The following is an 18195-nucleotide window of genomic DNA, read 5'->3' on the forward strand; positions in this document are numbered from 1 at the left end:
GACCGAGGAATCTTCTGGGCACTGCCGTCCCGGGCGACCACTGGTCAGGCCGGGGGCAGGGATCGGCCGTCGCGCCGGCGCGGCACCACGCGCGGCGTCGGGCGTTCGTTGGCCGCGACGTGCTCCTTCTCGGCGGTGTCGGTGTCGGGCTGTGGCACGGTTTCCGGTTCCGGGATCAGCAACTCGCCGACCTCGCAGCCCAGCACCGCACAGATCACCTCCAGGTCGGCCAGCTTGATCGACGCAGGCTGCCCGGACCACAGGTGCGACATCTTGCCCAGCGAGACGACCATGCCGCGCTCGGCCAGCAGGCGCTGCAAGTCGGACGCTTGCCAAATGCCACGATTCGCCGCCGCCAGACGCAGGTTCCACCGCATTCACATCAGTCCTTCCAGGCGGGCGGCCGCGCGCTTCTGCCCGGCGATCCAGGCATCCTCGATCCGGCTGCGCTGCACATGGACGTACTTCATCGTGGTGGCCACCCAAGCGTGGCCGTACATCCCCTGAATGGAGATCAGGTCGACGCCGTTGAGGTAGAGCTGCGAAGCGCAGTAGTGCCGCAGCACGTGCGGCGTCAGCCGACCGGCCCACGACGGCAGATGCTCAGCCGTCGCCTCGGCCAGCCCAACCCGCAGCGCGTTGTAGCTGGCCCGGCACCGCGACTGGTCAACGTGGCGGCGCTCGGAGGGAAACAACGGCGCGCCATGTCGGGTGTGATCATCGCCGAACTGCCCCCACACATCCTCGATAAACCAGCGCAGGGTGCGTCCAGCGTCGTTGAGCAACGGCACCATCCGCTCCCTTGGTCCGGAGCCGCGCGAGCCCTTACCGAGTCGAACGTGGAGCTTGCCGAACCTGCCCAGCTCCCAACGGATGTCGTTGCCACGCGGTCGGTTCACCTCATCCAGCGGGCACTCCACGATCCGGCCGGTCATCGAGTGCAGCTCGACCTTGTGTCGCAACTCCAGGAACTCGAAGTACAGCGACAGCGCGCTCGCTCGCGCCAGCCGCGTTCCGCTCGGCGCCCCACGCAGTTCGCGTCCGAAGTAGGCGTCCGCATCGGACGGACCCATCTCCCACAGCGGCCGGCCGAACCAGTCCCGGATCTGCTGCAGGTTGCTCAGGTCGCCCCGGATAGTGCTATCCGCCATCCCGGCCGAGGACCGGGCCAGCACCAACCCGGCCATCACGTCGACCTCAAACTGCTCAAGCTCGTCCGGCGAGGCAGTCGGCCGATGCGACCGCAGGTCTCGAACCGCCGCGACTGCCAACCCACACCCCTCACCTTCACACAACCCGTAATGAGATCAGGCTTAATGAAACCACTTCAGAAATCCCGAAGCAACATCACTACGCCGATCCGAGCTGTCCGACCTAGGAGGTCGCTGGTCTGCGGGCAGCAGCGATCAAGGAAGCCACCAAACACGAGCGATGTCGTACTGTTTGCCCAAAGTTCCGTAACCCCAAGCAGTTCTGAACACAGCGTAACGCCCCGCCCACTGTCCTTCGCGGACACTCAGATCGAAGAACTAGTCGGAGGACTCGACCTCGGCGTCCTTGCCGCGCTCGGCGGGGGCAGCATCGCGTGGTGCGCCGATCCCGACCCCCACATCGCCGCGCTGCTGGCGCACCGCGTGCCCACCTCTCCCAACCACGGAGACCTCCGGACGATCGACTGGCGCGCGGTGGAACCGGTCGACGTGGTGATCGCCGGATTCCCCTGCCAAGACATCTCCGGCGCCGGGCGGCGCAAAGGCATCGAGAAAGGCGAACGCAGTGGCCTGTGGACCGACATCATGGCGGGTCTTCGCGTACTACGACCACCACTGTTCGTCGTGGAAAACGTCGCCGCGCTCCGCTGGAAAAACGGCGGCCTGCACCGAGTACTCGGCGACCTGGCCGAAGCAGGGTATGACGCGGCATGGCGAAGCATTCGCGCCAGCGACATCGGCGCCCCGCACCAACGAGAACGCGTCTTCCTCCTCGCCTGGCCCCACCATCACGACACGGATGATGCCCACACCCACCGCACACGACGGAACCTCCAACGGAATCAGCGCAGCCAGCAGACAGGGCGGCCCCTCCCTACTCGACCATCTACGGCTACTGCCGACACCGACGGCGTCAGACGCCAAGAACTGCACCCACCGGGCGCAGCAGGGCGGCCCATCACTGCCCGACCAGACACGACCTCTCCCAACTCCGCGAGCCTCGGACACCGGAACACCCGGACGGCAAGCCGGAACGGGGTTCCGGCCGCCGCTGTCGCAGCAGGTGCTGCCGTTGGTGGCCACCGAGGTCTTGTTGCCGACACCCCGAGCTACCGACGGCACAAAGGGGTGCCCGGCACAGCGCGGTTCCAAAGGAGACCTGATGCTGCCCTCCGCAGTCATCCGTCTCCTCACCACACCCGGCAACAACCCCTGACCGAAAGCGACACCGCACGAAACGATGAGCTGCCGCCCACAGCCGATGATCACGCGGTGGACTGGGGCGCCTATACAAGCGCGATCCACCGGTGGGAACGAATACTCGGACGCCGCACACCGTTTCCCACCCAGCCAGGCAAGCACGGCCGCCCCGTCCTCTCACCAGCCTTCGTCGAACACCTCATGGGCCTCCCACCCGGGTGGGTCACCGACCTCCCTCTGCCCCGCACCGCCCAACTCCGGGCCCTGGGCAACGGCGTCGTCCCTCAACATGCCGCCTACGCGGTAGCGCTGCTGCTGGGCGACCTTGCCGCCCTCACCGACGATCACACCGACAATGCGCGGCAGGTGAGGGCCGCATGACTCACCGAACCCCGGAGCACGACCCTGGCCCGGCTCTTCGGTTGTTGTCCTTAGGCGCTGGTGTACAGAGCACGGCGGTACTGTTGCTGGCCTGCGAAGGGGCGATCCCACGGTTCGACTACGCGCTGTTCGCCGACACCGGATGGGAACCGCGCGCGGTCTACGCGAACCTCGAGAGCCTGCGTGCCCACGCGCAGGGGTTCGGTATCCAGGTGCGCACGGTCTCGGGTGGCAACATCAAAACCGATGCGCTGGACCCCCGCCACCGGTTCGTGTCCATGCCGCTGCACGTGCTCAACGCGGACGGCTCGAAAGGACTCGCCCGGCGCCAGTGCACCAGCGAGTACAAGATCGTCCCGCTGAAAAAGGCAGCACGCCAGCTTCTGGGCTATCCCCATCCCAAGCGAGTGCCGACAGGACTCGACGCGGAACAGGCGATCGGGATCAGCTCGGATGAGTTGCATCGGGCCAAGGACGCCGACGTGCGCTATCTCCGCAACCGGTTTCCGCTGCTGGAACTCGGGTGGGACCGCGACACCTGCGTCGACTATCTCGCCGAGCAAGGCTTCGGTCACACCGTGAAATCAGCCTGTCTGGGATGCCCGTTTCACGGAAACGCGGGCTGGCGGTGGATTCGCGACCACGACCCGGATGGGTGGCGTGACGCGGTCGAGTTCGACAAGGCCATTCGCGACGGCTACCCGCACGCCACCGAACAAGGCCAGCCGTTGCGCGGGCAGTACTTCCTGCACCGCTCCTGCAGACCGCTTGACCAAGTCGACCTCGATCAGCCCGCCACGGCCACGCGGCACTCCCACCTCGCCGCCGTCCCCGATGAGGACGACGAGCCGGATGGCTGCTCGCCGTGGTCCTGCCGCTCCGGCACCCAGATCTCCGGGGACCGTGCGGCATGACGACGCAACGTTGCGTGCCCGCGACAACACCGCACAACCGTCGCAAACCTCCCGATGCGACCGCCCACCGGAACACCTGCCTGGGTTTCGTGGGGCTGGTCGCCTTCGCCACAACGGTCGTCATCGCGAACTGGGCCTCCACCCACTGGCCGGTCCTGCTCGTCGGGTCGATTGCCGTGCCAGCGGGCACGGCGTGGGCCGGAGTGACGCTGACCTTGCGAGACCTGCTGCACGAGGCACTCGGAAGGCGAGGGGTACTCGTCGCGATCACGCTCGGGGCAGGGATGTCCTGGTTGCTGGCCACCCCGCAGATCGCCTCGGCAAGCGTGGTCGCGTTCGTCGTATCCGAGGCCGTCGATTCAGGCGTGTACGCCAGGCTCCGTACCCGGTCGCGGGTAGGCGCGGTATTGGGCTCGAACATCACCGGATTAGTCACCGACAGTGTGCTGTTCGTGCCGCTGGCGTTCGGTTCCTTCACCTCGGTGCCTGGTCAGATTCTCGGCAAAACGGTCGCCACAACACTCACCGTCACGGTGCTGCTCGTCGCGAAGCCGACTCGGCGGGTGATGCGGTGATGAGATTCTTTCTCGGCACGCATCAGCCTTCATGGCTCGCCCGCGATCTCGGCGTCCCTCTGCTGGTTTCTCACCGGCGCCTGGCCGGCCGCCGCACCCTTCCACCCGCCACCGGACAGTGGGCACTGGACTCCGGTGGCTTCACCGAACTGTCCCTGCACGGCCGATGGCTCATCGACGAACGCACCTACACCGCAGCCGTGCGCCGCTACGCCACCGAGATCGGCCACCTCGCCTGGGCCGCACCGATGGACCACATGACCGAAGCGCACATCCTGGCTCGCACCGGGTCGACAGTGCGCACCCACCAACGTCGCACCGTCACCAATTACCTACGGTTACGCGAAATCGCACCCGATCTGCCGTTCATCGCCGTACTCCAGGGCCAGAGCATCAGCGACTACCACTGGTGCGCTGACCTGTATGAAAAGGAAGGTGTGGACCTAGCCACGCTACCTCTGCTCGGTGTGGGCAGCGTATGCCGCCGCCAGCCCACAGCGGAGGTCGAGCAAATCATGCGGTCACTGGCCGCCCGCGGGTACCGGCTACACGCCTTCGGCGCGAAAGTCTTGGGACTGGGGCGTTATGCCGATGCGCCGATCGCCGTCCACCTGCCAGTCGCACCCGGACCCACTCGGCGGCGCAGCACGCCCTCGGCGATACAAGCCACGCAACATCGCCAGGTAGTCGCCCCCGTAGCCAACATCGATGTGCAGCAGCACGGAAAGCCAGTTCACCATGCCAGCTAACACCGATCGAAACACGACCGGCAACCACACTCCACACCGGCAGCATTTGAGTATGCGTAAATCTCAGCAGACACAGCCGCACAGTCGGCAACATCGCCCGCTACCACACACCTCTAGCGCAGACGACCGCGACCGCCTCACCGCGCCTACATCAGGCGATGCTTCCCAAGACACTCCCGGCGATGCACTGCTGCCGTTGTATACCCCGACCGAAGCCGCCGAGCTCCTGTCGGTGAAGGAAACATGGCTGCGCCGCAAAGCCGGCATCCGATCAATCCCGTGCACCTTCATCGGCCGACATCTGCGTTTCTCCGCCACGGACCTCCGCACCATTGTCGAGGACGGGGCGCAACCTGTTCGGGCGCGTCGAGGCCGACCACGCAAAGTGAATTGACCGCTGCCATACAGGCCTATCAAGATCTACGCCGCCAGGTGGTGCGCCCACTTGCCCTTTGTGCCCGTAGGAGCGTCCATCTGTCCGTCAAAACATCCACCGCAACGAGATACAGGGGAAACTTATGGCATGGGCGGAAGAAACGCGGCGAGGGCTCCTGGCGGGTTCGTTACCTCAAGGATGACGGCACACTGGGCTCCATCCCGGGATTCCCAACCAAAACGGCCGCTGAAGCCCACATCAGCACCATGGAATGCGAACAACGCAAGGGGACCTGGATCGACCCAGCAGCTGGCAAGATCACTCTCGCCGAGTGGAGCGCAACCTGGCTGGACGCGCTCGACGTCGCCGAAACCACCGAAGCCCAGTACCTCAGCCTGATCAACAACCACATCATGCCCCGCTGGGGCGACACCGCGCTCTCTGACATCACCGGCATCTCCGTCTCCGCCTGGCGCAAGAAAAAACGAGCCACCGGTTACTCCGAATCCACCACCAAAACCATGATCAAGATCCTGGCGATGATGCTCGCCGACGCAACGGACGAGAAACTCATCGCCGCTAACCCGATCCGCCCACAACGACGCGGCAAACGCTCACGCAGCAAGCGACGTGAACGCCTCTGGGCCACCCCCGAACAGGTCCTTCGCATCGCCATCCAAGCCGCGGCGCTCATCGGCCCCTGGTCCGGTCTCCTGATCATCACCGCTGGATGGACCGGAGCACGCTGGGGTGAACTCACCGGACTCCAACGACACAACACGCACCTCGACGACGGAAACATCGTCATCGACCCCGACAACGGAGCACTTCACGAAGTCAACGGCCGCTTCAGCCTAGGCCCACCCAAAACCGCTGAATCCGCCCGCACCATCACCCTGCCCCCGTTCCTCATCAGCCCCCTGCACTCCCACCTGAACACGCACACCCACCCCCACGTATTCGTGACCACCGAGAGCGAACACCCCCGACGAAGCAACTTCTCCCGCCGCGCCATGCGCCCCGCAACCGACGGCAACCTCGACCGCGTCAAGCCACGCATCCGCACCCACCCCGTCAAACCAGGACTGACATTCCACGGACTACGCCACAGCCACAAAACCTGGCTCATCGACGCCGGCGTCCCCGAAATCGCGCAAGCACGCCGACTCGGCCACGCCCTCGACGACGACATCCAAGACATCTACTCCCACGTATCACAACAGGTCGAACAAGCCCTCATCAACGCCCTACAAGATCGCTGGAAACAAGCCCTCGCCCAGTTCACACCCCGACAACTAGCCCTGATCGGCCTACCATCCGCCAGCGCTCACTAGCTAATCGCGGTAGCGAGTCGACCAACGTCCCTGTCAATCCCCTCAAACCCTAGAGACTTTGATTTGTAGGGATCTTGGAGTTGGTGATCGCGCCGCGTGTTGTGGCGGGCAGGGCCGTGGGTCCTGCCCGGCGCGGGGCCGCAGGGGTTCCAGGGTCAAGGCGGGCCGTAGGCCGTCGCGTCAGCGATCGCGCAGCGACCCTCGAGGCTGGAGGAGCGGCCCTGTAACCGGCGCGGTCACGGGCAGAGCTGCTGGTAGGGCAGGCGGTGTGCGTACTGGTCCCACTCCTGCTCGGTGAAGCCGGGACCGACGGCGGCGCAGGCCAATTCGGTCGCACCTCCAGCAGGTCGCCGGTGTTCCACAGGAGCGCCGCAGGGTTCCGCGGATCGTTGCTCGCGGTCGCCTCGCCGTGGCCATCGCGGTCGAGCGCCACAGCGGACGTGTCGGACGAGTTCCCGGTCAGCTGCTCCACCGCGACCGACCTGGTGGGGTCGGTGACATCCCATATCACCGGTGGGCCGCTCGCGGTGGCGAGCGTGCGGCCGTCCGGGCTGAACGCCAGATCCGCCGGGCTCACGGCGGCCACCACCCCAAGGGCTTGGGCTGTGCGGGATCGGCGACGTCCACCAACAAGCAGATCGGCCCGCCGCGCCGCTGTGGCCGCGACGGCGAGCACGTTCCCGTGGAAGGCCAGCGCGTCGGCCGCCCGCACTTCGCGCAGGTCTGCGAGCCGCTCAAGCCTGCCGCGATCGGCGATGTTCCAGAGCGCCACGGGGCAGCGCCGACCGCGACGGTCCGGCCATCGGGGACATCCGTGCCCGGTCTCGTCCAGCGCTCCGACCCGTCGTGCCGCCTTTCCTGCGGTTACGCCGCGCGGCGTCGTCCAGGCCCGCCGCGGCGAACCTCCTGACCTGGCTCATCCCGGCGGTCATTTCATCCCACGACGCCCGCTTCAGCAGCCGCTGCGTCCGGTCCGGTGACCGGTCCCCGGCATGCTGGGCGATCGTCAACTTGTTCCGCTTCGGCAGCCCGCTAACCAGCGCCGGCACGTACTTGCCCGCATGCGGCCACGTTTCCGTCCGCGCGAAGCACGATTCCAGCAACTCCATCAACTCGGCCCGTTTCTTCCGGGCCTGCCGTCACTATCCTGGCGGCGGGCAGCCGCCTTCGATTCTGTTGTCCCCACAAACACATGATCGCCTGGCGGCTACCCCCATGTACGCAGCTTCCCCAAGCGCATCACACCAGGTCAAACATCAATTGGCGACTGCCCTACTAGGCACACGAATACCTAAAAGAGCAAAACCAAGCAATCAGAACAAATAGCATCTAATTTTATCGCACCCTCCGGAAACGACGTCGACGCTTCCTTTGAAAAGGACCGTCGGTGCCGTGTAGTATAGTTCAGATATGACTTCCCCAAGGGGAGAAACCCTTCAGGTCGCGCGTACACGACTGTTCGCGATATCCTACTCCCCGCTTGGCGCAATGTTCGCCGCCCGATTTTTCGGACAGCAGGACTGGCTTGCGACCGTAGCATTCAGCGCATTCTTCATTTTTGGATTACTTGACGGAATTAGACTAATAAGAGGCAGCCGAAAGCATTCAATTCGAAAAACGTCTATACATTCGCTGTCCGACGAGGGTACACAAGTATCCGGATACCTTGCCACTTATCTTCTTCCATTCTTGGGGAATCTTCCCCAGAATTCTGGAGACTGGATTGCATACGCGATCTACTTTACAGTTGCCTTGATTATTTACATCAAGTCAGACCTGGCATTAATCAATCCCACCCTGTACGCGCTCGGTTACCGCGTAGCTCGCGGATCTGTCGATAATGCGAAGGTCTTGGTGGTAACTCGACGCCTCCCTCGTAGGGGAGACATGATCGAAGTATCTGGACTAACAGGGGGCCTTTTGGTCGTTCACAGGGTGTGGCATAATGATCACCATGAGTAGTAATGGCAATAGCAATGTTTGGCGACACATTGATTTGTCAGGTGACCCTTACCTTGGGTTTTAACCTTTGGGTGTTGTTGTGGCCCCGGTTGATCATGGGAACAGCCCTTGGGTGATCATGCTTCTGACGAAAGAAGAAGATCAACCAAGGGCTGTCGTGATCAGTGTGCAGGATGACCGCCAGGCGGTCGAGTTCGGGGCTGTGACCGGGTTCCGGGATGGGTTTTACCGGTGTCTGTCGGCTCGGGCGGATGCGTTGTTCGAGCTCTGCGATGCGGTGTCCTGCGGTGAGCGGCCGGTGACCTCGTTGGTGGAGTTGTCGCTGTCGCCGGTGTTCCGGCGGGGGCATGGCGCGTTGTACGACGCGTTGGCGGCCGGGGAGATCGACGCCGCCGGGGTACGGGATGTGCTGGTGGATGGGTTGCCTGCCGCGGCGGACGAGGGACCGCTTCTGTTCACCGCTGATGTGACCGTGTGCCCGCGACCGGATGCGGAGTGCTCGGCGGATCGCGGTCACTGTCATACGTCGTGTCGCTGTGACGGTGACCGTAAGACGATCCCTGGCTGGAACTATGCGTGGCTTGCGGGCATCCAGTGGGGTCGTTCGTCGTGGGTGTCGCCGGTGGATGCGGTCCGGATGGATCCCGACGATGATCTCGTGGCGGTGACCGCCGCCCAGATCCGGGAGTTGGCTACTCGTCTGCGCGCCGCCGGGCGCACGGGTGGAGCGGGCCGCCTTCCACCGATGGTGGTGATGGACTCTGGTTATCCGGCTACCGCGATGACCGACGCGGTGTCTGATGTGGACGTGCAACTGCTGATCCGTCTCGACCGTGACGATCGGGTGTTTCACCGCCCACCGCCGCCGCGGGTGCCTGGCAGGACCGGGCGGCCACCGAAATACGGCGCCCGCTTCGAGTGCGCCAGCCCCACCAGTTGGCACACCCCGGACGCCACGCTGACCGTGGACACCGACCGCTACGGACGGGTTGAGGTGCATGCCTGGTCCGGGCTGTCGCCGAAGATCCAAGCCCGCGGCTGGTTCGCCGACCGTAGCGAACTACCCGTGGTCACCGGCACGGTCGTGCACGTCCGCGTGGAACACCTGCCCGACGGACGCGCCCCGCACAAGGACCTGTGGCTGTGGTGGGCCGCCCCCGAGGGCGTCCCACTGGATCTGGACATGCTGTGGCGGGTCTACCTACGGCGGTTCGACATCGAGCATTTCTTCCGTTTTGCCAAGTCGACCTTGGGCTGGACCGCGGCGAAAACCCGCACACCCGCCCAGCAGGACCGGTGGACCTGGCTGACGATCGCCGCCTACACCCAACTCAGACTCGCCCGCAACCTCACCACGGACCTGCGGCGTCCCTGGGAACGACGCCCCGAGCCAGACCGGCCGTTAAGCCCGCACCGGGTACGCCGCGGGTTTCGCCACATCCATGATCGTCTCGGGACCCCCGCGCGTGTGCCGAAACCCACCCGGCCCGGCCCAGGGCGGCCCCCAGGCTCCCGCTCCGGTCCTGCTCAACGCCATCCCGTCCGCAAAAAAACCGAAAAAACGGACACCCGGCAACCCGCCGGAAAGAAGCAAGCAGGTTAAAACCCAAGCTTACTTGCTGCTGGGAAAAAGAAGAGGCAAGGGGTTCGAGGTTGCCCGAATAGAGTTGCATAGAGATTTGCATGAATCGGTTGAAGCTGTATCTCAGGCTGCCGTAGGACGCCTACTGTCCAGCAAGCCTAGAGTTTTTGAAGCTCATGCGGCTCTAGATCCGACGGATGAGTATTTTGTTCTATCGAATGCCGAAATTGAACAAGCTTGTCGGACTACTTCAATGAACGCAACCGACGCGACCCCTCTTTGCGCGCAAGTCCAATCTCAAGCTGAGGCAAACTTCGATCCATCACCTTCCGCGCTAATCGAAGAGTTGCAAAACCCCGGCGGATTAGAAGTACTTGGCCGGGCAGAATTAATCGACTTCAAGCCGTTGTTCTATGCGATTGCGTGGCAGCAAACTAAGGGCTGGGCGGTCTTCATTCGGAAAGATAACCCGCGGATTCTGTTCAAGCCGGGTCGGCGCTGGTGCAAATATGGCGACTCACTTAAAAAATTGGAAGAAAACCCCGTCTTTGTTTTCGATCAAACGATTGACGCGGTAATATTTGATGGACAGGTCGCCGGATTTTCCCCTACGGTCCTCAAAAATCTATTCACCGACGTTGGACTTTCGCGAGCTCAGGTTCCTGAATACATAGAGAAGGCTAGCGACCTAATCGGATCCGAAATTTCCCTGTCTGGGCGCAGTATTGACTCGCTGCAAGCTTTTGGCAAGAAAAAGGTGTCGGCCGCAGTTCGACTACATGGGCTCTCTGCGAGGATTGAGGAGCTTAGAAGTCGCAAAGTTCTAACAGCTGAAAACTTTCTTGCGGTCACGCAGAGTGATGCGCGCGCGCGATCTATTCTCAATGAAAATAATGAGTTCGATTTCGACGAGGAGGGAGCCGAGATTTTCCTTGACATAATCGAGGGTAGATATTTCGAAGATGACTGGACTGGAGTCCCTCGAAGGGCGGACAAATTTTCTAGCAGAGACCAAGGATCGGGGGCATCCTAGTAGGGTAGCCGCCAGGCGATCATGTGTTTGTGGGGACAACAGAATCGAAGGCGGCTGCCCGCCGCCAGGTTGGAGAGGGTCAGCTCGAGAGTGTGGTCGTAGCCGGATTCGAGTACGCGAAGTGAGGAGACGGCGTCGAAGCGGAAGTGGCCGCGTTCGTGGCCGTGGAAGGTGCCGTGTTCGACGTTGAGTTGCCTGGCTAGTTCCCGCACGCCTTCCGTGGTGATGAGGAACAGGCGGACTTCGTATTTCGAGTAGCGCCACGGGCCGCGATTGACGCGTGCTCGCTTGTAGTTCTCGGCGGGGGTTTGCACGATCGTGTACGCGGTGATATCGCGCCAGGCGAGGCGGTAGTGGCGCAGCGCTTCGTCGACGAGCAGGGCCCTGTCACACCGCAGCCAAGTTTCGATCTCCTCCTCGGTGGGGCGAGTGGCGGCCAGTTTGGCCTTCCAACGCTGGTACTCGGCTTCGCGGGCCTCCTTCTCGCGTGCGCATTCCCGGGTTTCCTCAGTGAATCGCCGCTGTCTGGAAAGGAGGTGCCACCACCGCAGGGCCGCGGCACGTCCACCCACCACCGCTAAGAGCACGCCGGCCAGTGCCGGCAGTGGATCCGTCCGCACGGCCGCCTCGACGACGACGCCGGCCGCCAGGACACCCACCGCGATGCCGGACAGGCACCAGGCCTGGGTGGACGGCGATGTCCGGTACTGCTGGCGGTAGGCGAACAGGAGGTTCTGGCTCCATCGGCGCCGGACATCCCGGATCAGGAACCGGATGAGCCAGGTGACCCGACCGATGGGGATCCTGCTTTCCCCGTAGAGCTCGACGACTTCGTCGCGGAGAGTGGTGCGGATGCCGCGGGTCTCAGCCAGCCAGACCGAGCGGTCCACGCCGCGAGGGACGTACTTGTGGGCGTAGTGCTGGAACGCGTGATCGACCCGGTTAGCGAAACCTTTTTCAGGAGCCTCGCGATCTTCGACGTGGCCGACGTGCTCGCTTTCCTTGGCGCGGAGGCGATGAGTCCGGTACCGCCATTCGAAGCCCGCCCTGGCCGCGGACCCACCGCTTCCCACCATCGTCAACCAAGCGATTACCGGAACCGGCGTCAGGCGTTGCAGGAGGATCCAGCCCAGGACTCCGAGGGCACCGGCGAGCAGCGCGGCCGCGAGCACGGCGCGGAGCCAGTCCCCGGGGGTGGCGGAGTTCGGGTCGGGTTGCCGGACTTGCGCCTCGATGGGGGCGGGTTCGAAGTAGGCCCACACCCTGTCGCTCCGGTTGCCGGCGTGCTGCTGCTGTTCGGCATGGCTCCGGGTTTCGGCCCAGAAGCTGTCTTTCATCCCGCCGGTGGTCGAACTGCTGGTCCTGCGTCACGAGGTGGCCATGCTGCGCAGAACCAACCCGAAACCCCGGATGGACTGGGCCGACCGGGCGCTCTTCGCCGCGCTAATCCGGTTGTTACCGAAGGTGCTGCGAGCGAACCGGTTGGCCACGCCAGGCACGGTGCTGCGCTGGCATCGCCGTCTGCTTGCCGGGAATTGGACATATCCACACCGCATCGGCCGCCCGCGCGTCGATCACGATGTCGCCGTGTTGATCCAGCGCATAGCCAACGAGAATCACACCTGGGCATACCAGAGGATCCAGGCTGAGCTACTCAAGCTCGGCTATCGAGTGGACGCCTCGACGAGCCGCCGCGTTCTCAAGCGATCGCGCATCCCTCCAACACCGACCCGGTGCACCGACACGACCCGCCGACAGTTCCTGCGCATGCAGGCCTCGACCATGCTGGCATGCGACTTCTTTCACGTGGACTGCGCGGTCACCCTCAAACGGGTCTACGTGTTCTTCGTGCTGGAGGTCGGCAGCCGGTGCGTGCACCTGCTGGGCACGACCACGAACCCAGACGGGGCGTGGACCACTCAGCAGGTCCGCAACCTGCTGATGGACCTCGGCGATGACATCACCGATTCCGATTCCTCGTCCGGGACCGAGCCGGCCAGTTCACCACGTCGTTCGATGCGGTCCTTGCTGATGTAGGTATCCGCGTCGTCAAGACTCCCCCACGCTGCCCGCGGGCGAACTGTTTTACTGAACGTTTCGTACGCACTGTCCGAGCCGAACTCACCGACCGCCTGTTGATCTTTAGTGAACGGCACCTGCGTGCGGTGCTTACGGAGTACATCCGACACTACAACGGGCGCCGGCCGCACCGTGCCCACGAGCTTCGGCCACCACGGCCGAGTTACCCAGTTGCAGACCTCGACAGCGAGCGGATCAAACGTCGACCGGCGTTTGACGGTTTGATCAACGAGCACGAGCGCATTGCCTAACGTCACAGGTCAGGCATGGGGAGCCGATTTCTGGAACCCCACAGGCGACGATCGAGCTCACACCCACACCAGGTGATCAATCGACACCCCCAGAGGCAGCCCCACGCCCGCCCCCAGAAACAGTAATCGGCACCACATTTATATTCCCCCAGATGGACCAACACATGGCCAAGATCAGCGCGACCCCATTTCGGGGCTCAAGATCCACAACTCCCAAAATCCTCCCAAAAATCGCCGAAATTCGAGACGGCACACTTCGGGACGATCACCCAAGATCCACAACAGCATACAAAAAAGCCCGCTGACCTGCACTTACGTGCCGGTCAGCGGGCTTCCGCCAACGTCGGGCTGACAGGATTTGAACCTGCGACCCCTTGACCCCCAGTCAAGTGCGCTACCAAGCTGCGCTACAGCCCGTTGTTCGATTTTCACCCCTCTCAGGGTGTGCAGTTAGCTTACCGCACCTCCCGGATGGACGATCATCGGGGCCCTCCACTTGGCGTTGTTCCTGGTCAGGCCGTGTCCAGGCGTCCACGGTTGCCGTGAGGGACTTCGTCCAGGCCGTCAGGATCCGGGTACCCTCCTCCGGCGTCGCGCCGGTCGGGTCGCCCAGGACTCCGTTGGCCGTTGCCGCTCGCACGCCGTTGGCGCTGAGGGTGCTCATCAGGTTCGGCAGTGGCGTGGTGTTGCCTCGCTCCGCTCGGTCGAGGCGCACTGCGCGCGGGCGGATCGCCAGCATCGCCGCAGTCTCGGTGCGGCCCGCGTGGGTGTCGTCCGGGCGGCCCGTTGGTGCCCAGGCGAGCACTCGGCGGTCTTCCGCTCGTAGGGTTTCGATCGTGCGGCGGACCGGTTCGGCGTTGCCTCCGTGGGCTGACACCAGCACCACTCCCGCGAAGGCGTCCGCCGAGCGGACGAGTTCCACGAGCAGGTGCTCGACCGCTTCTTGGCCGATCGACAGCGTGCCCGGGAAGCCCGTGTGCTCTCCGCTGGAGCCGTAGGTCACCGGCGGCGCCACCAGGACGGGCCGCTCCTGGGCCAGCCGGTCGCAGAGTTCCGCCGCGATCTCGGTGTCGACCGTGAAGGGCAGGTGCGGGCCGTGTTGTTCGGTCGCGCCCACCGGGACCGCGAGGAGGCTTCGTGGCGCGAGTTCTGCGACCTCTGGCCAGGTCAGATCCGCCAGGCGGGCAGTCATCGCGACACCTGGACGCTGCTGCGCCCACCTTTGTCGGTCAGGAAGGGCAGCAGTGGGGCGAGACTTCTGGATTTGAGGGCGCCGCGTGCGACTCCGCAGCCGTAGGCCAGGTCGTCGGCCATGCGCGCCAGGCACCAGCGGGCTCGGCCCAGTGGCGGTCGTTCGCGGGTCCAGTCCAGCAGGTACCTGAGTGCCACCAGTCCGAGCACCGCTCGGCCGCGGCGGCTGAGGAGCAGCAGCGGGACGGCCACCGGCGCCCAGGCCCTTCCGATGGCGTCGGCGAAGTAGCGTCCGGCACCGAGATTTCCCTGCAGCGCCAAGCGGATCGCCTCGTGGGCGGGGATTCCGGTCTTGCCGAGCTTGCGGGTCAGCAGGGCCGCTGTTGCGCCGACCACGGCCAGTCCGGCACCCGTTCTGCCCGTGAGGATCAGGGCCCAGGCCACCGCGCTCCAAAGCGATGCCCGCACCGGCGCGACGGCGTCGCCGTGGCGCTTCGCCAGCGGCCCTGCCGAAGTGCCGTAGTCGAATCGTTGGCGCAGCAGGGCGGTCCAGCTCTTTCGCGGCGCGTGTTCGACGACTGACTCCGGCTCGTAGCGGACCAGCTGTCCTCGGGAGATCAACCGCCAGATCAGGTCGACGTCTTCGCCGAAGCGCAGTTCCTCGTCGAAGCCGTCCAGCTCGCGCAGTGCCGAGGCGCGGATCACCAGCGCCGCCGTCGGGACGTAGCTGATCCTGCTGCCGGGTTGTACTAGGCCCGGCTCGCCGCCCAGGTCGAGCGGGGACCGGGTGCTCTCGTAGCGGGCGAGGGCCGTGTTCCCCGGTGTGCTGCGGACCCTCGGTGCCACGGCCGCCACGGCTGGGTCTTCGAAGTGGCGGAGCACGGGTTCGAGCCAGCCCTGGGTCGGGACCGTGTCGGCGTCCAGGAACGCCACGAGCGGTGTTCGGGCCAGCCGCCACCCAGCATTGCGGGCCGCCGCCGGGCCTCTCGCGGTCGCGTGGCGCACTGACGCTGCCGGAACCGGCTGCCGGGAGCCGTCGTCCACGACGATGGCGGGCGTGTCGAGCGCCGCAAGCAGGCTGGTCAGGTCGCCGTCCCGCACCGGAATCACCGGGGTCACGTCGCTGGGCCCGTAGTGGGTCTCGTCGTAGCGCGGGTGCATCATTCCCGCCCGGACGAGCCGTTGCGCCAGGCCAGCGGCGCTGTCGGCCACCGGCTTGCCCTCGATCCAGGCGTCGACGATGTCCGCTCCTCTGGCGTTGAGCCGCAGCACGCGGAACGGCGATCCGCCCACCAGCGTTCGCCCGTCGTCCCAGCGGTGCAGGCTGGGGTCCGGCACCAGGCGGAGGGTCATGCCGTGAACCCCCCGTCGGCGTGCACCACGGTTCCCGTGATGGCCGAGGCCTGTTCGCTGCACAGCCAGCACACCGCGGCCGCCACTTCGTCGGGTTCCAGCAAGCGCTCGACCAGTTGGTGCTGGCTGAACTCCTCGACGTCCGGCAGGTCGTAGTAGGCGGCGGTCGCGGTGAGCATGTCCGTCCGCGTCGAGCCGGGCGATACCGCGGTGGCCGTGATGCCGGTGCCGCGGAGATCGGTGGCGAGGCCGCGGATCAGGCCGACCACGGCGTGCTTGGCCGCGTTGTACCCGGCGAGGTGGTAGAGGCCGCGGTGGGCCGCCGACGAGGCCAGGGCGACGAACCGGCCGGTGCGGGGTTGCGGTCGTTGCAGCAGCAGCGGGACAGCGGCACGGGCCAGGTTCGCCACTCCCCTGACACCGACATCGAACAGGGCGTCCCACTCGTCGTTCGACGTTTCCCACAGCGGCTGCCCGCCTGCCATGACCGCAGCGGCGGCGACCGCCGCGTCGAGGCCACCGAACTCGGTCTCCGCCACCGCGACTGCCTGCCTGATCGCGGCTTCGTCGCGGACGTCGGCGACGACGTCGCGGACCGACTCCGGCCACTTCTCCGCCAGTGCCGCCAGCTGGTCCCTGGTGCCCAGCGGATAGGTAGCGCCCGGGATGTCCGCGCAGATGTCGACTGCGACCACGCGCCAGCTGTCCGCTGCGAGGCGCTCCACGACCGCCGCCCCGATTCCGCGCGCCGCACCCGTCACGATCGCGACCCTGCTCACTTGGCCGCCTCCTCTTCTGCAGCGCAGCTCGAACCGGTGGGGTAGCCGTAGCGTCGCAGGTAGGCCAGGAGTTCGTCGGCCGCTTCGGCAGCCGACAGCGGTCCGATGACGGTCGGTGCTGTGCGGTCCTGCAGCGCTCCGGTCAGTTCGAGCATACGATCATGCGCCGTCGTTCCGGCCGGGGCGGGGAACTCCCGCGGGCGTGGACGGAACGCATGGGCAGCGACCACGTGGGGTGGCCGCTTGGGCTCGCCGGGGATTGTTTCGATAGCCGCCTTCTGCGCCGAAAGCACCGCCGGCAGGCTCGCGCGGCGCAGGCGCACTCCGGCGGCTTCGACCGACACGACCGCGGGCTTGGGTAGCCGCAGCACCTCCCGGCTGCCGCCGTCGAGCCTGCGGTGCGCGAGCAGCGACCCGCCGTCGCATTCGAGCCTCACGACGCCGAGCGCCTGCGCTGCGCCGAGCCGGGCCGCGAGAAATGCGGGCGTCGCTCCGGTTCCGCCATCGGCCGATCTGTCCCCGCACAGCACGAGATCCGGTTCGCGGAGCGCGGATGCGATCGCCTTGGCCGTGTCGGCACCGTTGCGCACCAGCGCGCCGGGTTCCAGCTGGTCGTCCCGCTCGACGCGGATCGCCTCGTGTGCGCCGGCCGCCAGTGCGGTGCGCAGGATCTCCTCGGCCGCCACCGGTCCGACGGTCACCGCCGTCACCCGGCCGTCGATTTCCTCGGCGAGCCGGAGGCTGTGTTCCAGCGCTGCCAGTTCGGCGGCGTTGCCGCCCCGGTCCCTGTCCTCCGCGTCGAGGGCGCCGGTGAGCGGGTCCACGCGGACCCGCCGCCAGGACCAGCTCAGCGCCACGACGATCTGCGGTCCCATGTCAGCCCCTCCGGAACACGACGCCGTGCCCGCCATCCGGGTAGGTCCAGGTGATGGCGCCGGCCTTGTTGCAGATCTGGTAGCAGGTGCCGCATTCGAAGCACTGCTCGTAGTTGAACAGGATCCCGCCGTCACCGGTGGGCACGAACAGCTTCGCCGGGCAGGCGTGGACGCATTCCTTCGTGGTGCAGGACCGGCAGATCTCGGCGTCCACGGTGATGTGCGGGCGGCCGCCGACCTGGAAGTCGACGGTGCCCATCCGGTCCTCGAACGACACTTCGGGGTACTGGCGCATTTGCACTGCTTCCTACTTATTGATCAAAGTTGATCGTCAGTTGGATGCTTCGCTC

The 18195-nt window shown here is 65.4% G+C and carries 19 protein-coding genes, 1 tRNA gene and 1 pseudogene; 10 read left to right on the plus strand and 11 right to left on the minus strand.

Annotated elements, in window-relative coordinates; translation table 11 throughout:
• Window positions 1-44 precede the first annotated feature (44 nt).
• Both DL519_RS18860 and DL519_RS18865 read right to left on the minus strand, forming a co-directional pair.
• Window positions 45-377: a helix-turn-helix domain-containing protein gene (locus DL519_RS18860; RefSeq protein WP_190816716.1), complete on the minus strand. Its 333-nt coding sequence runs from the start codon at window positions 375-377 to the stop codon at window positions 45-47.
• On the minus strand, window positions 378-1271 hold the full coding sequence (locus DL519_RS18865; protein ID WP_190816718.1) for a tyrosine-type recombinase/integrase: 894 nt from the start codon (window positions 1269-1271) through the stop codon (window positions 378-380).
• Between the two features lie 45 nt (window positions 1272-1316).
• On the opposite strand from DL519_RS18865, the pseudogene DL519_RS50165 reads away from it, so the two are divergent.
• Window positions 1317-2000: pseudogene (locus DL519_RS50165) on the plus strand (DNA cytosine methyltransferase); the annotation flags it as partial.
• A 588-nt stretch (window positions 2001-2588) separates the two neighbouring features.
• Here the strand turns inward: DL519_RS50165 and DL519_RS50170 are convergent.
• Window positions 2589-2759 carry a hypothetical protein gene (locus DL519_RS50170; RefSeq protein WP_397545097.1) on the minus strand — a complete coding sequence of 57 codons (171 nt, stop codon included), beginning with the start codon at window positions 2757-2759 and terminating at the stop codon, window positions 2589-2591.
• Window positions 2760-2788: 29 nt separating this feature from the next.
• Here DL519_RS50170 and DL519_RS18875 point away from each other — a divergent pair, with 29 nt between their 5' ends.
• From DL519_RS18875 to DL519_RS18895, 5 genes are read left to right on the plus strand one after another with little or no spacing between them, the layout of a single operon-like run.
• Window positions 2789-3706, plus strand: coding sequence for an adenine nucleotide alpha hydrolase family protein (locus DL519_RS18875; RefSeq protein ID WP_190816720.1), 918 nt, complete (start codon window positions 2789-2791; stop codon window positions 3704-3706).
• A complete protein-coding gene (locus DL519_RS18880) occupies window positions 3703-4281 on the plus strand; it encodes a VUT family protein (RefSeq protein WP_223839246.1) in 579 nt (192 codons plus the stop codon). The genes DL519_RS18875 and DL519_RS18880 overlap by 4 nt, the downstream gene beginning before the upstream one ends.
• Entirely contained in the window at window positions 4281-5030 is a 750-nt protein-coding gene (locus DL519_RS18885; RefSeq protein ID WP_223839247.1) for a deazapurine DNA modification protein DpdA family protein, read from the plus strand. Before DL519_RS18880 ends, DL519_RS18885 begins: the two co-directional genes overlap by 1 nt.
• Window positions 5031-5082: 52 nt before the next feature.
• A complete protein-coding gene (locus DL519_RS18890) occupies window positions 5083-5424 on the plus strand; it encodes a helix-turn-helix domain-containing protein (RefSeq protein ID WP_190816722.1) in 342 nt (113 codons plus the stop codon).
• Entirely contained in the window at window positions 5421-6740 is a 1320-nt protein-coding gene (locus DL519_RS18895) for a tyrosine-type recombinase/integrase (protein ID WP_190824627.1), read from the plus strand. Before DL519_RS18890 ends, DL519_RS18895 begins: the two co-directional genes overlap by 4 nt.
• Window positions 6741-7474: 734 nt before the next feature.
• Here the strand turns inward: DL519_RS18895 and DL519_RS18900 are convergent.
• Complete coding sequence (locus DL519_RS18900) at window positions 7475-7849, minus strand: hypothetical protein (RefSeq protein WP_190816724.1); 375 nt, start codon at window positions 7847-7849, stop codon at window positions 7475-7477.
• 1010 nt (window positions 7850-8859) lie between these two features.
• Between DL519_RS18900 and DL519_RS18905 the strand changes: the two genes are divergently transcribed.
• Both DL519_RS18905 and DL519_RS18910 read left to right on the plus strand, forming a co-directional pair.
• Complete coding sequence (locus DL519_RS18905) at window positions 8860-10305, plus strand: NF041680 family putative transposase (RefSeq protein WP_223838947.1); 1446 nt, start codon at window positions 8860-8862, stop codon at window positions 10303-10305.
• A 13-nt stretch (window positions 10306-10318) separates the two neighbouring features.
• Window positions 10319-11317 carry a hypothetical protein gene (locus DL519_RS18910; protein WP_190816726.1) on the plus strand — a complete coding sequence of 333 codons (999 nt, stop codon included), beginning with the start codon at window positions 10319-10321 and terminating at the stop codon, window positions 11315-11317.
• Here DL519_RS18910 and DL519_RS18915 read toward each other — a convergent pair.
• Window positions 11314-12654 (minus strand): hypothetical protein, encoded by a 1341-nt coding sequence (locus tag DL519_RS18915; RefSeq protein ID WP_190816728.1) that lies wholly within the window; start codon window positions 12652-12654, stop codon window positions 11314-11316. The genes DL519_RS18910 and DL519_RS18915 overlap by 4 nt on opposite strands.
• Window positions 12655-12697: 43 nt before the next feature.
• Between DL519_RS18915 and DL519_RS46795 the strand changes: the two genes are divergently transcribed.
• Together DL519_RS46795 and DL519_RS46800 are read left to right on the plus strand one after the other, a co-directional pair.
• A complete protein-coding gene (locus tag DL519_RS46795) occupies window positions 12698-13354 on the plus strand; it encodes a helix-turn-helix domain-containing protein (RefSeq protein ID WP_223839249.1) in 657 nt (218 codons plus the stop codon).
• 2 nt (window positions 13355-13356) lie between these two features.
• The gene (locus DL519_RS46800; RefSeq protein ID WP_223840317.1) at window positions 13357-13647 is read left to right on the plus strand and encodes a transposase; all 291 of its coding nucleotides are present in this window, start codon (window positions 13357-13359) and stop codon (window positions 13645-13647) included.
• A 343-nt stretch (window positions 13648-13990) separates the two neighbouring features.
• On the opposite strand, the gene DL519_RS18925 is transcribed toward DL519_RS46800, so the two are convergent.
• The 6 genes from DL519_RS18925 to DL519_RS18950 all read right to left on the minus strand — a co-directional run bounded on the left by DL519_RS18925 (window position 13991) and on the right by DL519_RS18950 (window position 18140).
• Window positions 13991-14064 (minus strand) — tRNA-Pro (locus DL519_RS18925).
• Window positions 14042-14839 (minus strand): mycofactocin biosynthesis peptidyl-dipeptidase MftE, encoded by a 798-nt coding sequence (gene mftE, locus DL519_RS18930; protein ID WP_190816730.1) that lies wholly within the window; start codon window positions 14837-14839, stop codon window positions 14042-14044. Before mftE ends, DL519_RS18925 begins: the two co-directional genes overlap by 23 nt.
• Window positions 14836-16191: a mycofactocin biosynthesis glycosyltransferase MftF gene (gene mftF / locus DL519_RS18935; RefSeq protein WP_190816732.1), complete on the minus strand. Its 1356-nt coding sequence runs from the start codon at window positions 16189-16191 to the stop codon at window positions 14836-14838. The genes mftE and mftF overlap by 4 nt, the downstream gene beginning before the upstream one ends.
• On the minus strand, window positions 16188-16970 hold the full coding sequence (locus DL519_RS18940; protein WP_190816734.1) for a mycofactocin-coupled SDR family oxidoreductase: 783 nt from the start codon (window positions 16968-16970) through the stop codon (window positions 16188-16190). The genes mftF and DL519_RS18940 overlap by 4 nt, the downstream gene beginning before the upstream one ends.
• Window positions 16967-17845 carry a mycofactocin-associated electron transfer flavoprotein beta subunit gene (locus DL519_RS18945; protein ID WP_190816735.1) on the minus strand — a complete coding sequence of 293 codons (879 nt, stop codon included), beginning with the start codon at window positions 17843-17845 and terminating at the stop codon, window positions 16967-16969. The genes DL519_RS18940 and DL519_RS18945 overlap by 4 nt, the downstream gene beginning before the upstream one ends.
• 1 nt (window position 17846) lies before the next feature.
• Window positions 17847-18140 carry a ferredoxin family protein gene (locus DL519_RS18950; protein ID WP_190816737.1) on the minus strand — a complete coding sequence of 98 codons (294 nt, stop codon included), beginning with the start codon at window positions 18138-18140 and terminating at the stop codon, window positions 17847-17849.
• Window positions 18141-18195: the final 55 nt, after the last annotated feature.

The organism is Saccharopolyspora pogona, from assembly GCF_014697215.1.
Taxonomy (GTDB): Bacteria; Actinomycetota; Actinomycetes; order Mycobacteriales; family Pseudonocardiaceae; genus Saccharopolyspora; species Saccharopolyspora hattusasensis.

Coding starts and splice junctions, on each gene's coding strand:
- DL519_RS18900 (WP_190816724.1), bottom strand. CDS start 7,849: ATGGAGTTGCTGGAATCGTGCTTCGCGCGGACGGAAACGTGGCCGCAT.
- DL519_RS18945 (WP_190816735.1), bottom strand. CDS start 17,845: ATGGGACCGCAGATCGTCGTGGCGCTGAGCTGGTCCTGGCGGCGGGTC.
- DL519_RS18950 (WP_190816737.1), bottom strand. CDS start 18,140: ATGCGCCAGTACCCCGAAGTGTCGTTCGAGGACCGGATGGGCACCGTC.
- DL519_RS18880 (WP_223839246.1), top strand. CDS start 3,703: ATGACGACGCAACGTTGCGTGCCCGCGACAACACCGCACAACCGTCGC.
- DL519_RS18860 (WP_190816716.1), bottom strand. CDS start 377: ATGCGGTGGAACCTGCGTCTGGCGGCGGCGAATCGTGGCATTTGGCAA.
- DL519_RS18885 (WP_223839247.1), top strand. CDS start 4,281: ATGAGATTCTTTCTCGGCACGCATCAGCCTTCATGGCTCGCCCGCGAT.
- mftE (WP_190816730.1), bottom strand. CDS start 14,839: ATGACTGCCCGCCTGGCGGATCTGACCTGGCCAGAGGTCGCAGAACTC.
- DL519_RS46795 (WP_223839249.1), top strand. CDS start 12,698: ATGCTGCGCAGAACCAACCCGAAACCCCGGATGGACTGGGCCGACCGG.
- DL519_RS18915 (WP_190816728.1), bottom strand. CDS start 12,654: ATGAAAGACAGCTTCTGGGCCGAAACCCGGAGCCATGCCGAACAGCAG.
- DL519_RS18890 (WP_190816722.1), top strand. CDS start 5,083: ATGCGTAAATCTCAGCAGACACAGCCGCACAGTCGGCAACATCGCCCG.
- DL519_RS18875 (WP_190816720.1), top strand. CDS start 2,789: ATGACTCACCGAACCCCGGAGCACGACCCTGGCCCGGCTCTTCGGTTG.
- mftF (WP_190816732.1), bottom strand. CDS start 16,191: ATGACCCTCCGCCTGGTGCCGGACCCCAGCCTGCACCGCTGGGACGAC.